The sequence below is a fragment of the Tenacibaculum holothuriorum genome (genome assembly GCF_002120225.1).
GTDB lineage: Bacteria > Bacteroidota > Bacteroidia > Flavobacteriales > Flavobacteriaceae > Polaribacter > Polaribacter holothuriorum.
In genome coordinates this window covers 237572-252730 of sequence record NZ_LAPZ01000001.1, presented here as the reverse complement: position 1 = coordinate 252730, position 15159 = coordinate 237572, and the positions used below count along the sequence as shown (strand labels likewise).

The following is a 15159-nucleotide window of genomic DNA, read 5'->3' as shown; positions in this document are numbered from 1 at the left end:
TTAGTTTTTACTACGTTTTAATAAAAATTCTTCTCGTAAACTATACAATACAGGTACTATAAAATACGAAGTAATATCTATAATCATTCCTCCAAAAGCAGGAATTGCCATCGGAATCATAATATCACTTCCTCTCCCTGAAGAGGTTAACACTGGTAACAACGCTAAAATGGTGGTAGCTGTAGTCATTAAACAGGCCCTAATACGTTTATTTCCTCCATGTAGCGCAGCAGCTCTAATTGCTTCTACCGTAGTAGGTTTTTCTTTGTCAAAGGTTTGCTTTAAATAGGTAGCCATTACTACCCCATCATCCGTAGCAATACCAAACAAGGCTATAAAACCAACCCATACCGCTACACTTAAATTAATAGGGTGCATTTGGAATAGTTCTCTTAGGTTCTTACCAAATACGCTAAAGTTTAAGAACCAATCTTGTCCGTATAACCACATCATAATAAAACCTCCTGCAAAGGCAACAGCAATTCCTGTAAATACCATTAATGAGGTTGAAATAGATCGGAACTGAAAATAAAGTATTAAGAATATAATTAGTAAAGCTAATGGAACTACAACCGATAAGGTTTTTTCAGCTCTTATTTGGTTTTCATAAGTTCCTGTAAACTGATATGAGATTCCCTTTGGAACCACCAAATCTCCCGAACTAATTTTTTGTTGAATCGCTTCTTGGGCTTTTTCAACCACCGCTACTTCAGCAAAGTCAGATATCTTATCAAACAATACATATCCTATTAAGAACGTATCTTCACTTTTAATTACTTGCGCTCCTTGCTCATATCGAATAGAAGCCAATTCGCTTAAAGGAACATAATTACCTTTTGAAACTGGAATATAAATATTTTGCAAATCTGTAGGATTGGAACGCAATTCTCTTGGATAACGCACACGTATTCCATAACGTTCTCTTCCTTCAACAGTTTGCGTTATTTGCATTCCTCCAACGGCTACTTTTAATTCATTTTGAACTGTTTGGATTGAGATTCCATAACGTGCTAACTTTTCTCTATTAATATCAATTAATAAGTATGGTTTCCCTACAATTCTATCGGCAAAAACAGCTTCCTTTTTAACACCTTCTACTTCTTTTAAAATACTTTCTAATTGAATTCCGAAAGCTTCAATTTGTTGTAAGTTTTGTCCTTTTACCTTAATTCCCATTGGCGCTCTCATTCCTGTTTGCAGCATTACCAAACGGGTTTCAATAGGTTGTAACTTAGGAGCCGAAGTAACTCCAGGTAATTTGGTTACTCTTACAATTTCGTTCCAAATATCATCTGGAGATTGTACGTTGGGCCTCCAATTTCTATAAAACTCACCATCTTCATCTTCAATCAATTCTTTAGAAGTTACTTCATAAAATAGTGTACTAGTGGTTTTATCCGTAGTATTTGGATTTGCTACCGTCTTACCATTTTTCAACAGATATAATCCCTCTTCATTTACTCTAAATCGTTGACGTTCTCCATTGTCGTTTAACAAGTATTCTGGCTTGTATAAAATTACGTTTTCATACATAGACATCGGAGCAGGATCTAAAGCCGATTCTACTCTACCCGCTTTTCCTACAACTGTTTTTATCTCTGGAATATTGGCCACAGCCATATCCAATTGCTGTAATACACGCTTATTTTCATCTACTCCTGAATGTGGCATGGAAGTAGGCATTAATAAAAAGGAACCTTCATTTAAAGAGGGCATAAACTCTTTACCCGTATTCTTAAATATTAAAAATCCGCATACTAATACCGTTACCGGAATGGTAAAAAACAATAGTTTGTTTTGCAAAGCCCATTGTAATATTTGACTATAATATCTTTGGAAAACAGCAAAGAAGCCCAATAATCCGAAGCATATAACCGCTACAAACATGATGTTTAGTAAAATACTTTTATCTACTCCCAAAGGTCTCCAATGAGTTGCTAATAAGCCTACAATAGCTAGTGTAGAAATTACAATATTGATAAGGTTTCCTCTTTCAAATGTAATTTTATCAAATTGAATTAAAAATCCAACGATACCGAAACCTACTAGGATAAGGCCTAAGGAATTTCCATATACTATCCCTACAATTCCTGCTAAAATAAGTAGTGCATTTACCACATATTTTAGTTTTGCTGTATTTTTTTTCCTTTTGAAAATAAGTGCCGCAAATGGAGGAATTATAAACAACGCCACAATAATTGCTGCGATTAATGCAAAAGTTTTGGTAAAGGCCAAAGGACGGAATAACTTCCCTTCTGCTCCAATCATGGTAAATACAGGTATAAAACTTATTACTGTAGTTAATACGGCGGTAATAATGGCACCAGATACTTCTGAAGTAGCGTTGTATACAATGGTATTAATATTCAGTTTTTCTTTGCTGACTTCAAGATGTCGAATAATGTTTTCAGCCAAAATGACGCCAACATCCACCATGGTACCAATAGCAATAGCAATTCCTGATAATGCTACAATATTGGCATCCACGCCAAAAGCTTTCATGGCTACAAATACCATTAATACAGCCACTGGTAATAATCCAGAAATAAGCACGGAAGCTCGTAGATTAAATACCATGACAATAATTACCAAAATGGTAATTAAAATTTCTAAGGTTAATGCTTCATTAAGGGTATGTAATGTTTCTTGAATCAACTCAGTTCTATCATAAAAAGGAACAATGGTTAATTGTGATGTCCTTCCATCTTTAAGTACTTTACTTGGTAATCCTGTACTTAACTCTTTGATTTTATCTTTTACATTGTTGATTACTTCTAAAGGATTTGCTCCATAGCGCGATACTACTACACCACCTACAACTTCTGCTCCTTCCTTATCTAATATTCCTCTACGTGCTTTTGCTCCTAACGAAACATTTGCAATATCCTTCACTCTAAGAGAAGTATAATCTTTAGAGGATATTACCGCATTTTCTATATCGGCTATTCCTTTGATATATCCCAAACCTCTCACCAAATATTCTGCTTGGTTAATCTCTATGGTTTGCGCTCCTATATCCTGATTGCTTAACTTAACCGCTTTAACAACCTCCTGTAAACTAATATTATACTGACGTAGTAATTCGGGTTTTACATCAATTTGATATTCTTGAACATATCCTCCAATAGAAGCTACTTCCGATACTCCACTTGCCGAAGAAAGCGCGTATTTCACATAATAATCTTGTATGCTTCTTAATTCATGTAAATCCCATCCTCCGGTGACATTTCCTTCTTCATCACGTCCTTCTAAGGTGTACCAAAAGATTTGTCCTAAACCTGTTGCATCGGGCCCTAAAGATGGACTCACTCCTTCAGGCAATAAGTTATTGGGTAATGAATTTAATTTTTCAAGTATACGCGACCTACTCCAATAAAAATCGACATTTTCTTCAAAAATGATGTATATACTGGAAAATCCGAACATCGACGAACTACGAATGGTTTTTACTCCAGAAATACCCAATAAAGAAGTTGTTAATGGATAGGTAATTTGATCTTCTATGTCTTGTGGAGAGCGACCATCCCATTTTGTAAAGACGATCTGTTGGTTTTCTCCTATATCAGGGATAGCATCTACCGCAACTGGGTTATTCGGTAAAAAACCAGTATTCCAGTTAAAAGGAGCGGTTACAATTCCCCAACCAACAAAAAGCAGTAGTAATAATATAGCTACTAACTTATTTTCTATTAAAAATTTAATGCTTCTATTTAGCATATAAATATATTTTAAACAATTAAACTTAGGTGTATAAACACCAGCTATTAAAGCCTATAAACCGAATTTATAAGCCTTACCTGTTTTTATTGTTTAAAAATCATATTAAATATACTTCGTCAAGAACTTGAATGTCTTTAACGATAAGTGGAGGTGCGTAATCTTTAAAAGGTACTACCTTGTCATGTAAGGTATTGAAAAGATTAATGTATGAGTAATAAAATGAAGTTACGAATAATTGTTGTTCAAAAGACAGTGAATCAAAAGATGATTTCTTTAAAGTGTCTTGTCCTTCAATGAAATCAATGGTATCGTTACAACAATTCTTTTTAGAAACAGAACATCCATCTAAAGTGGCCATTTTCTCCATTTCCATTCCACAAGATTTTGCTTTACTAAAATAGCTCACTCCTACTAGATTGTCACCACAAAAATGACTACTAATAGTAAATGACATTGTAGAAAATAATACTACAAAGGCCATTAAGATAGCTGCTATTTTATTGAAAGCTTTTTTCATTTTAACTATGCAAAGTTACAAAAATTTAAAAACCGAATTATTAAAATAATTATAAATGCTTTAAAAATAAGATATTTGATCTATAATCGTTAAGTTAAAATTTGATATTGTTTTTTCATTTTTTAAATGATTAACTGGTAAACCTTAACCATATTTTCATTTTTTCTATTTACTATGTTCTAGCAATTATATGGTGTTTTTAGAAAACTTGTGAAAGTTATTTCATTTTTTAAATTGAAACCAACACATGGGTCATTAAAAATTCAAATACGCGATTCTCATGGAATAAGATTTTAGATTTATAAGGAAAGTCATTTGTAGCTATAATTTGCCATTATGTAAAATTGTTTTATAAAACCAAATTGTTATCACAATTTATTTTACACACAATTATCCATCACTTGCCAACGCCAAAAAAACAAATGCTTTTAGTTTTATAATTATAAGCTGAATTCCTTACTTGAAAAATTTCTGTACACTTGATTTATTTTCACTTCCATTAGAATATTCTTTTAATCGGCACTTCTAATATTATGTAAAATAGAACCATTGTTTTTTAGTCTTGTTTTATCGAATCAGTACTTTGGTTATTATGACGAAAACTTGTAAAACCACTATCTGGACAAAAAGTGTAAATATTATCTTGATTTCTTTCTTTACCTTGTCCAACGACCCATCGAAAAGTAAGACAATGGTTAGGACCATCTAATTCTATTATTTCGATTCTTGTTGGTCTTCGTGATGGATAAACACGTATTTCACCTTGCTTCCAGTAACCAAGGGGGAATTTACTGCCTAATCCATTAAACGTTTTTTCGCCCCACTTTTTTCGTTTATCATAGATTCTCACAAGTCCATCCCTTGAATTATTAATAGTAAAAAAAGATTCAACATCTCCTCCTCGCTTGGTACTAAATGTTCTTCTGTAATAAGGAATTTCATTACCTACCCATTCAATTTTGGTGTCATTAATTTTAGTTTTATAAGGACCTGTAATAGTATATGTCGTACATCGTTTTCCGGTAATAGGATCACAAGCTTTAGCAGAACTTGAAACCTCTTTTAGTACTAATTCATGTTTTCCGTCCCACTTTGCTCCAGTAAATAGTTCAACAGGTATGAATCTTTCCTTTGTTGTGTTATTATAAGCCTTATCCCAATGATTTTCTTCTTCTGTAATTGGTAAATTATTTTTTTTTGAGGTCTGATTATTAGTATTGCAAGCACTTAAAAATATTATAAATACCAAAACATAAAATCTAACTATACTATTTATTATTTTCATTTTGTTATTATTTATATCTATTTATTCTAGTTTCATAGGTTTCACTTTTTCAAATAAATCATGAATAATATACTGATGTGACTCTGGTATAACTTCTCTGAAATAACTTAATAAATCTTGTGATGTTGCATATCTATTTGTCTTTATTTTTAATTTCCCTTTGATTGTATCCCAATCTTCAATAAATCGTTTTATAGCTAAATTCACCTGCTCCTCTCCTATTAATTGCTGTAACTTGTACATGGTAATAACTCCTTTATTGTAGTAAATATAATCTTGGTTTCCTACCAACATCAATGAAGGTTCAAATTTTGCTTTTTTTCGTTTTGTATTATAGTCTTCTTGTTGCATTTCTAAAAACTGATCTACCTTTTCTTTTGGATAATGCTCTTTTAATACCATAATAGCTCCGTATTGCGCTAAGGTTTCTAACACAAAGTTCTTTCCTTGCACATTTGCTGCTTCTATTTGCATTCCAAACCATTGGTGTGCAACTTCATGGGCAGTCACATAAAATACCATGTCTACATCAGTTTCATCATTTATATCTAAAACAAATCCTAGAGCTTCTGAAAACGGAATGATACCAGGTAACGATTGGGCATACTCAGCATAACGTGGAAATTCCATAATACGTAATTGCTTATATTGATACGGACTAAAATTCTTACTATAATAACTTAAAGATGCTTTCATACCATCCATCATTCTTTTTAAATTATAATTATGCTTTGGATGATGATAGATTTCTAAATTCACAGGTTTTTGAGCTGCTCCTAAGGGTGTCCATTGATCTCGTTTTACTTCATATGCTGCCGAAAGAATAGAGTAAAAGTTAATAACAGGTTGTTCTGTTTTATAATGATAATAATTACGGTTATTAGTTGTCCATTCCTTGATTAATTTTCCAGAAGTAATTGCTTTTTGTTGATTGTTTGTTCCAATAATGATATTTAAGTAAGTTCCATCAGAATCACTCCCAGAACGTGCGTTAACCAACTCATTTTTATTATCAATATTGGCTTTGCTTTGTCTAATTTTTAAGTTCATTTCTTGACGAATATCGTTATCGTTCAATTCGTAATTTCTATTATATCCTAGAGAGGGAAAAATCAAATTATTAAATGAAGTACCATTGTAAACAAACTCAGTATCATGATTGTCGTTTTCAAATCCTTTTGGATAATAAGTTTGCTTAAATTCCATTTTTAGGGAAGCTTCGGGTACTAAAGGTTTCGATAGTTTATAAATTGTATAATCAAATTCTTGATATTCCGAATTGGCAGTTGCTCCTCCTTCAAAAGTCACATTTTCAAGAACCACATGAGATGCTATTCGTTTTTGAACGTGAATTTTATCAATAAGTTTGTCTGTTGTATTCTTTAACACATAAGTACCTTCAATCTCATAGCTTCTTGTTTCTGGATACAATTCAACCTTTAAATCGGTATGAGTTATTTTAGGCTGTGGAATATATTCAAAAGTCTTTAACGTCTTTTCATAATTAGCTCTAAAGCTTATTTCTTGTGCGTTAGTCCAATAGGTATTTATAATATTAGTGTTATAAAATATATAACTACCTAGCATCAAAAATAGAGACATTAACGCTATTCCTGTGTATGCTATAGGTTTTGTGATTTGATGTTTTATTGTTTTTATACGTTTCCATAATTTATTTTCTGTTCCTCTATGCATCAATAAGGCACTTAAAATTAATAGAAGAGCTCCAAATACAAACCAATAGGATTTTGTCCACAAATAAGATGCTAAAAAATGACCATAATCATTCATTTCAGAATATATTCCTAATGGTTTTCCTCCAAACTTATAAAGGTTGTGATTAAAGCCTAAGAATTCGGTAGCAATATTTGCAATGAAAAATATCAAGGTTAGAAATATACCTATGAATTTATTCTTGCTAAGGACTTGAAAGAAAAAAGCAACAATTGTATAGAGTATTAAGAACGGAAGAATTTCAATAAAGAAGCCAGAAAAATAAACGCCAAGTTGAAACTCATAATACCCTTTTGAAATTTGAAACCCAATTCCAGTAATAATTAGAGTAAGCATTAATACTATATAAATTGCTGTAAGTGCTATAAACTTACTTGTCAAGGTAGTTGTATTATTTATTAAGGTAGCATCATTAAGTACATGTTGTTTTATAGTACGTTCTTTCCAAATGAGTTCTCCTGAATAGAACAACAAAACAATGATGAAGAAGAACATCGACATTTCTTGTAACTCTTCAATAATAAAGTAGGTTTTTGGGTAACTATCTACACCATAAACAGTTCCTAAATTAACTGAATTGATTAAGATGATAAGGATTCCGCATATTGCAATTGCCCAAAAAGAAGTTTCCTTTAAAAGTGATAGCGTATAGAATTTAGTTAACTCGTATAGTTGAATACACTGAGCTTTAAAATTATGATAAATCGAAACCGCAGGAATAGTTACGTCTTTAATCTGCTGATTCCTTTCTATTTTTAGCAATTTATTTTTATTCGTTTTAGGCTTTTTACTCAAAGTACTAAATGAAAACTTATGGTAGCCGTAAACCATTATAAGGCAACCTAAACCAGACCAAAAGAGTTTGTTTGATAAAATGATTCCGCTAAGCGTAATACTTAAATCATTTAATGCTATTGGAGACCAATCTTTTGAAAATTGCGTTAAGGTTGTTAATGAGAAAGGATCCATAACACCTTGTAAATACTCATTTGTTATAGCTTTAGTAAGGAGAAATAATACAAACATTACCACACCTTGTGTATATACAACCAATAGTTTTTTACTCAACATTCCTGTAACAAAAAATGTGCTTGCTCCAAAAAATAATGTTGGTATTACAATAACTACAAATGATTGTATGTAAGTAATTGCATTAAATGCAAGCATTTCCTCTGCTTTATGCCAAGGCATTTGTGAACCTAGCATCATACCAAATAACAATCCAGAGAAAATAAATATTAATATTACAAAAGAGCCTAAAAATCGACCTAATAAATAATCGCGTTTTGTAATTGGATTGATAAACAATAAGGCTTCAGTATCGTATTGATAGTCTCGTAAAATAGGAACTCCCATAATCATAGAAACCATAATCATAAACAGACCTGTAATAGCTCCCATTGTTTTCGCAATTACTAAAGGTGCATTTTTTTTCATTAAGCCTAGTTCTGCACCTTGAAAAATAAAATCGACACCAAAAATTGAGAATGTAAGTAAAAAAACAAAAAACATATAGGTTTCAGGACGTTTTATTCTATAGTTAAGTTCAAATTTGAATATTTCGTACCACATAATTTTTAGTTATTAATTTGTGAAAAATAAACGTCTTCTAAACTTGCTTTAACAGGTATAAAACCATTACCTGGAGATATATCACTAACAATATGAATAATTGGTTTACCTAAAAAAAGTTTGTCGTTTATAACCGTGTAAAGTTTTTTGTAAGCTTCTAATTCTGATCTCTGAATCGTTTTTTGGTACACTTTTCCGTTTAAGTCTTCTATAAGCTCTAAAGGCTTACCTCTAAGTACCACTTCCCCTTTATTAATAATTGCCATGTTGTTACATAGCTCTTTAATATCTTCTACAATATGAGTTGAGAAAATAACAATAGTGTTCTCAGCAATTTCACTTAAAAGGTTATAGAAACGATTACGCTCTTTCGGATCTAATCCAGCTGTAGGTTCATCAACAATTAATAACTTAGGATTGTTAAGTAGCGCTTGAGCAATTCCAAAACGTTGCTTCATTCCTCCTGAATAACCTCCTAAGTTTTGCTTTCTAGCTTGATACAAATTTGTTTTGTATAATAAAGCCTCAACAATTTCTTTACGCTCATTTTTTTGAGTAATTCCTTTTAAAACTGCAAAATGATTCAATAATACTTCAGCAGACATTTTAGGATACACACCAAATTGCTGTGGTAAATACCCCAAACATTTTCTAATCGTATGTTTGTTGGTAGCTATATTTAAATCATCAAGTAGAATGTGACCATTATCTGCATCTTGAAGTGTTGCTATGGTTCGCATTAATGTTGATTTTCCTGCACCATTAGGGCCTAGTAACCCAAACATTCCTTTTGGTATTTCAAGAGAAACATCTTGCAATGCCTTTACACCGTTATCATAGGTTTTACTTAAATTGTCAATGGTTAGTATCATACTGTCCGCTTTAAAATTTATGCCACAAACATATTAAGGATGCTTTTCTACTAAAAGAAAGTGGGATGTATTAGCTTTAATGTGTGACATATTTTAGTTTTGCTATACTAAATAGGTTCATCCCACTTTTTGAACTGTTTATGTTAAGTTATAAGGCGTTTGTCAACTAATTTGTTCACTCATTTTTATTTGAGTAATATTGACTTATGAATTTTAAGTTTCCAGATAAGAAAAAGATATTTTCAATGCTTACTTTCCGAATAACCCTTGCCGTTATTGGAATTATTATTGTGCTATTCAATGATACTTTTGGAAAAATAGAAGGCTTTGTAGAATTTCTTTTACTATATTTTATTTCGGTTTCTATAGCTGTTTTTCATTGGCTATTTGTAAATATTAAATTCATTATTAATTTAAAAAACGAGAAGGCTAAAACAGAATTAATGCATTTACAATCGCAGGTAAATCCGCATTTCTTTTTCAATATGTTGAATAACTTATACGGATTGGTTGATAAGGATAGTGAGAAGGCTAAAAAGCTGATCTTAAAATTATCAGATATGATGCGTTATAGTATTTACGAAGGTCAAAATGAATATGTGACACTACAACAAGAAATTGACTTTATCAATAACTATATCGAATTACACAAAATGCGCTATCATAAAAATATTGTTGTTAATTTTGAAGTAGATGTAGAAGATGAAAACTTAAAAGTGATGCCACTACTTTTTATTATTTTAGTAGAAAACGCTTTTAAACATGGGGTTGAAGTATTAAGAAACAATGCTTTTGTACATATTTCAATAGCTTCTAAGAGGCGAAAAATTATTTTAAAAATTGAAAATAATTTTGATCAAGAAGAGAAAAGTGAAAAAGGAATTGGATTAGAAAACTTAAAACGTCGATTAGAATTGGCATATCCTAAAAAACACAAACTCATAAGTTTGATTAATAATAATGTTTATACTGCAAAACTTACAATAAATCTATGATAAAGTATATAATTGTTGACGATGAACATATTGCACACGACATTATAAAAGGCTATTGTGATGCTTTACCGAATTTATCATTGGTGCAGCATTGCTACGACGCTATTGAAGCAATGGAATATTTACGGAACAATAAAGTAGATTTAATTTTTTTAGACTTAAACATGCCTAAACTCAAAGGGTTTGAGTTTTTAAAAATACTACAACATCCACCAAACATAATTGTTACCACTGCTTATAAAGAACACGCCATAGAAGGTTACGAACTTAATATTGTAGATTATTTACTAAAACCATTTAGTTTTGAACGCTTTATAAAAGCAGTCAATAAAATTGAAAAGGATAAAGAAGTTATACAACCGACTTTAGATGCTAAAAAAGAAGAAGATAGTTTGTTTTTGCGTTCTAATAAAAAACTCATTCAGGTAAAAATAGAAACTGTTTTATTTATTGAAGCTACGGGTAACTATGTAAAAGTAGTAACTAAAACAAGTGAAATTCAAGTACGAGAAAAAATATCAGATATTCTTAAGTTATTCCCAACAGATGAGTTTTTTCAAGTTCATAAATCATTTATAGTCGCTAAAAAACATATCAATGAAATTGAAGGAAATAGAATTTTAATTGATGATTATATAATTCCTATTGGAAAAGCCTATAAGAGTAATTTAAAAATATTACTAAAATAGTTACCTCTCTCCTATTTTAAATATTTGTAAAGAAAAACCTCTCCAGAAAGAGAGGTAATTATTAATAAGGTTATTCAGAAATAAATTCAGTATTGTTTTTGATTTTTAATGCTCTTTTAACCCAATCGATTATGGGTTTAAAAATAATAGTAAACGGATTGTGCCCTATAAAACCAGTAGTTACACCATAGGTTGCTTTTTCAGTTTCTGGAACATAAGAGCTAAAGATCCTGTCATAAATAATTAGCATTCCTCCATAATTTTTATCTAAATAGCCTTTATTAGAAGCATGATGTACCCTGTGTGCTGACGGCGTATTAAAAAACTTTCCTTCTAAAAATCCTAGTTTTCCAATAGCTTCGGTATGTAGCAAAAATTGATAGAGTAAACTAATTGCTAAACTTAAAGTGATAAACTCTGGTGAAAAACCTAAAATTACTAAAGGAACATAAAACAAAATACTTGTAAATTTCCCCACCCAATTTAACCTACCTGCTGCTGTTAAATTAAACCACATACTTGAATGATGAGTATGATGTATAGACCATAAAAAAGGGATTTCATGGCTCCATCTATGATACCAATAATACACTAATTCTACGACCATAAAAGTGAATAAAAACGTAAATAAATTTGTTGGTATTGTAATAAGTTGAAATGGAGTTACTAAGTTGAATAAGAACAATCCCCAAGCTAATGAAATAGGCTTTAAAAGTTTACCTATAATAATGATAACAAAGTTAGAGATACTGTCTTTAAAATTATAGCTTCCTTTTTTAGTAATTAATGACCAAATGATTTCAGCAAAAATTAAGCTGATAAAAATCCCAAAAAATACTTTTGAATATGTTGCTTCCATAATTATTGTTTTAATAATACTTCAAAAGTACAGTCAGTATGTTAGATTATCGGAAGAAAAAAAGTGAAACGACCGAATTACAAAGTAAAACGGTCGTTATAAATGTTGAATTATTTTCAAAAAATCTATTTATCAAATTCTAACGTAAGCTCTTCTATTTTACCACCTCTTAAAACCTTAATTTTAAATATTTTTTGATTAAAAAAACCTTTGTCGTTGTTTTCACGCTGTTTTGTGACAGCTTCATTTAACCTTTCAAATGCTTTTCTAGTCAATGGGAACCCATTTACTGACAAAATAATATCACCTCCTAAAACCATGTCTTGCCCATCTATCGTTACCTTTTCAAAACCTCCTTTTAAGCCTGCATAATAGGCTGGAGAAAACTTAACTACAGATTCTACCAACATTCCTCCTTTTAGAGGCACATTTAATATCCATGCAGACATAGGGTCTAAAAAATAACCACTTATACCCGTCCAACGACGATTTCCTTCAATAACTATTTTTTTAGCAAGATTAGATGTTGCTACAAAACCAATTCCTTGAAACCCTCCAGATTCGGTAATAATATAATTAGAAACACCTATGATTTCTCCTTGTAAATTAAACATTGGTCCACCAGAATTCCCTTGATTGATGGAAGCATCTGTTTGAAAAAATTCATTGAGTGTAAAACCTGAAGTTCTGGCTTTTTGTTCTTTTCTGCCACTAATGTCCCACAGAAAGAGAATGTTCTAAACCATAAGGTGCACCAACTACAATTATTTTTTCTCCAATTTTTGCAATCGTATATTCTTTAGGCATCCAAGATAATTTTATCAATGCTAAATCTGCCATAGGAGCAGATCGAACTGTTTTTGCTAAAATCTCTTCTCCGTTAAAAAAGCGTACCGTTATTTTTTCTGCATCATTAACTACATGTGAGGCTGTTAATATCTCTCCTTTTTCTGAAATTAAAACACCAGAACCTAAACCTTCATCTGTTGCTACTTGATGATTTTTTTTAAGTGTTTTAGACTCAGTAAGAATGGTCACCACAGCTGGATTTACTTTTTTATAAAGCGAAGCAATATTTTGTGCATGTGAAGTTGCTATAATTGCTACTAAAAATGTTAAAGTGATTAGTTTTCTTTCCATTGGTTTCAAATTTTAATTCATCCATTTTTTTAATTGTGGGGCTTTTGCTTTACTAACAATTATTTGCTCTTGAGGCTGAGGAAGGATATTTAGAATTAACTTTCCATTAAAATACAATTGTAAGTTTTGAATAGCTTTTCTTTGTACTATAAATTGGCGGTTTGCTCTAAAGAAAATATCAGGATTTAATTCATTTTCAATATCTTCTAACTTTTCATCAATAATATAACTTTTATGCTCAAAAGTTATAGCACTAATAATACCTGAATTTATTGTAAAATACGCAATATCACTAATATTAAGTGGAAACAATGTATCTCGCTGCTGTACTAAATAGGTCGATTTATATTGTTTTTTTTGCTTCGTAAGCATGTTTACCATTTCTTGAAAATGTAAAGCGTTAGCAACTGAAACTTGTTGTGTAGACTTATATTTATTTACTGCTTGTTCAAGTTCTTCTTCGTCAATAGGTTTTAGTATATAATCGATGCTATTTACTTTAAATGCTTTGAGAGCATACTCATCATAGGCAGTAGTAAAAATAATAGGAATATTGATTTTTGCTTTTTCAAAAATTTCAAAAGAAATACCGTCTGCTAAATGGATGTCAAAAAAAGCCAATTCAGCTTTCACCTTTCCATTGAAGTATGCTATACTTTTTGATACTGTATCAAAAGTAGCAATCACCTCAATGCTTTTGTCGATTTCTTGTAAAAGATATTTTAAATTTTCAAGAGCTGTGTATTCGTCTTCAATAATTACAACTTTCATATAACAGGCAATTTTACTATAAAATAATTCGAATCATTTTCTATAAGAATGTTCTTTTTCACTAATAATTCAAAGCGTTTGTTAAGATTACTCAATCCTGTATGGGTACTTTCTATAGCACCAGTACGCTTTTGCAACTTGTTCTTTACCACAATATAATCATCTTCAGAATAAATTTTCACTAATAAAGGATTCTCATTAGAAATTTCATTGTGCTTAACTGAATTCTCTACTAAAAGTTGTAATGCTAATGCAGGTATTTTTTGCTGAAGTAAATTATCTTGAATTGTAATTTCAGTTTTAAAATTATCCCTATATCGTTGTTTGATTAAGAAAATATAGCTCTCAATTAATTTTAATTCTTCTTTAATACTAACCAAGTTACTGTCTTTACTTTGTAAAATATAACGGTACAGAAATGATAGTTTATTAATGAACTTTCCGGCAGATTTCTGATTTTCTCGCACCAATAAACTTAAAGAATTCAATGAGTTAAATAAAAAGTGTGGATTTAATTGTTTTTTTAATGCTAACAATTCATTTTGAATACTTTGTTGCTTTAATTGTTCTTTTTCTATAGCATCTAACTTAGATTTATTCATCAATACCATTGTTCTACTAATTATTAAAAGCATGATAAGAATGAAAAAATAAATAAAGAAATTTAACCTTGGAGTAATTGTAGTACTTATATGATTTCCTAAAAAATGGTCTACAAATTTAAAAAGACTCATCCAGAAAAGTAAAACTATAATACTTATTGTTGTACCAATAATTAAGCTACGCTTTGTAGTAATATTTTGAACCCAATCAATATTTAATTTTAGAATAACAAAACAGAAACCCCAAAGTGATAAAAACCTGAAAACAGTATCTTCTACAGATACGTTAAACAAACCATTCCATTCACCATTAACAGTTCCGAATAAGAACACAATTCTAGGAATGTTTATTAAAAGAGAGAAACAAAAGGCAATTAATACAATATATCTATTCTTATACATA

Annotated in this window: 12 protein-coding genes; 2 read left to right on the top strand and 10 right to left on the bottom strand. The window is 30.7% G+C overall.

Annotated features, from left to right (window positions below; genetic code table 11):
- The 5 genes from WH52_RS01235 to WH52_RS01215 form a co-directional block, all read right to left on the bottom strand.
- Window positions 1–3717, bottom strand: coding sequence for an efflux RND transporter permease subunit (locus tag WH52_RS01235; protein WP_086029098.1), 3717 nt, complete (start codon window positions 3715–3717; stop codon window positions 1–3).
- A gap of 100 nt (window positions 3718–3817) precedes the next feature.
- Window positions 3818–4237, bottom strand: a complete 420-nt coding sequence (locus WH52_RS01230) for an HYC_CC_PP family protein (RefSeq protein ID WP_086029097.1) — start codon at window positions 4235–4237, stop codon at window positions 3818–3820.
- Window positions 4238–4793: 556 nt separating this feature from the next.
- A complete protein-coding gene (locus tag WH52_RS01225; RefSeq protein ID WP_143592005.1) occupies window positions 4794–5486 on the bottom strand; it encodes a hypothetical protein in 693 nt (230 codons plus the stop codon).
- Between the two features lie 57 nt (window positions 5487–5543).
- A complete protein-coding gene (locus tag WH52_RS01220) occupies window positions 5544–8828 on the bottom strand; it encodes an ABC transporter permease/M1 family aminopeptidase (protein WP_086029095.1) in 3285 nt (1094 codons plus the stop codon).
- 5 nt (window positions 8829–8833) lie between these two features.
- Window positions 8834–9700 (bottom strand): ABC transporter ATP-binding protein, encoded by an 867-nt coding sequence (locus WH52_RS01215; protein WP_086029094.1) that lies wholly within the window; start codon window positions 9698–9700, stop codon window positions 8834–8836.
- 206 nt (window positions 9701–9906) lie between these two features.
- Between WH52_RS01215 and WH52_RS01210 the strand changes: the two genes are divergently transcribed.
- Complete coding sequence (locus tag WH52_RS01210) at window positions 9907–10695, top strand: sensor histidine kinase (protein ID WP_086029093.1); 789 nt, start codon at window positions 9907–9909, stop codon at window positions 10693–10695.
- On the top strand, window positions 10692–11384 hold the full coding sequence (locus WH52_RS01205) for a LytR/AlgR family response regulator transcription factor (protein ID WP_086029092.1): 693 nt from the start codon (window positions 10692–10694) through the stop codon (window positions 11382–11384). Before WH52_RS01210 ends, WH52_RS01205 begins: the two co-directional genes overlap by 4 nt.
- Before the next feature lie 70 nt (window positions 11385–11454).
- Here WH52_RS01205 and WH52_RS01200 read toward each other — a convergent pair whose 3' ends face one another.
- From WH52_RS01200 to WH52_RS01180, 5 genes are all read right to left on the bottom strand, one after another.
- A complete protein-coding gene (locus WH52_RS01200; RefSeq protein ID WP_086029091.1) occupies window positions 11455–12243 on the bottom strand; it encodes a sterol desaturase family protein in 789 nt (262 codons plus the stop codon).
- Window positions 12244–12368: 125 nt separating this feature from the next.
- Window positions 12369–12959, bottom strand: coding sequence for a S1C family serine protease (locus WH52_RS01195; protein ID WP_262509537.1), 591 nt, complete (start codon window positions 12957–12959; stop codon window positions 12369–12371).
- Window positions 12955–13383, bottom strand: coding sequence for a S1C family serine protease (locus tag WH52_RS01190; RefSeq protein WP_086029089.1), 429 nt, complete (start codon window positions 13381–13383; stop codon window positions 12955–12957). Before WH52_RS01190 ends, WH52_RS01195 begins: the two co-directional genes overlap by 5 nt.
- A gap of 12 nt (window positions 13384–13395) precedes the next feature.
- The gene (locus WH52_RS01185; protein WP_086029088.1) at window positions 13396–14154 is read right to left on the bottom strand and encodes a LytR/AlgR family response regulator transcription factor; all 759 of its coding nucleotides are present in this window, start codon (window positions 14152–14154) and stop codon (window positions 13396–13398) included.
- Window positions 14151–15158 (bottom strand): sensor histidine kinase, encoded by a 1008-nt coding sequence (locus tag WH52_RS01180; RefSeq protein WP_086029087.1) that lies wholly within the window; start codon window positions 15156–15158, stop codon window positions 14151–14153. Before WH52_RS01180 ends, WH52_RS01185 begins: the two co-directional genes overlap by 4 nt.
- Window position 15159: the final 1 nt, after the last annotated feature.

What these genes read in the sequence shown, in the direction of transcription:
- WH52_RS01235 (WP_086029098.1), bottom strand. Translation starts at nt 3,717, where the DNA reads ATGCTAAATAGAAGCATTAAATTTTTAATAGAAAATAAGTTAGTAGCT.
- WH52_RS01230 (WP_086029097.1), bottom strand. Translation starts at nt 4,237, where the DNA reads ATGAAAAAAGCTTTCAATAAAATAGCAGCTATCTTAATGGCCTTTGTA.
- WH52_RS01220 (WP_086029095.1), bottom strand. Translation starts at nt 8,828, where the DNA reads ATGTGGTACGAAATATTCAAATTTGAACTTAACTATAGAATAAAACGT.
- WH52_RS01215 (WP_086029094.1), bottom strand. Translation starts at nt 9,700, where the DNA reads ATGATACTAACCATTGACAATTTAAGTAAAACCTATGATAACGGTGTA.
- WH52_RS01210 (WP_086029093.1), top strand. Translation starts at nt 9,907, where the DNA reads ATGAATTTTAAGTTTCCAGATAAGAAAAAGATATTTTCAATGCTTACT.
- WH52_RS01205 (WP_086029092.1), top strand. Translation starts at nt 10,692, where the DNA reads ATGATAAAGTATATAATTGTTGACGATGAACATATTGCACACGACATT.
- WH52_RS01200 (WP_086029091.1), bottom strand. Translation starts at nt 12,243, where the DNA reads ATGGAAGCAACATATTCAAAAGTATTTTTTGGGATTTTTATCAGCTTA.
- WH52_RS01190 (WP_086029089.1), bottom strand. Translation starts at nt 13,383, where the DNA reads ATGGAAAGAAAACTAATCACTTTAACATTTTTAGTAGCAATTATAGCA.
- WH52_RS01185 (WP_086029088.1), bottom strand. Translation starts at nt 14,154, where the DNA reads ATGAAAGTTGTAATTATTGAAGACGAATACACAGCTCTTGAAAATTTA.
- WH52_RS01180 (WP_086029087.1), bottom strand. Translation starts at nt 15,158, where the DNA reads ATGTATAAGAATAGATATATTGTATTAATTGCCTTTTGTTTCTCTCTT.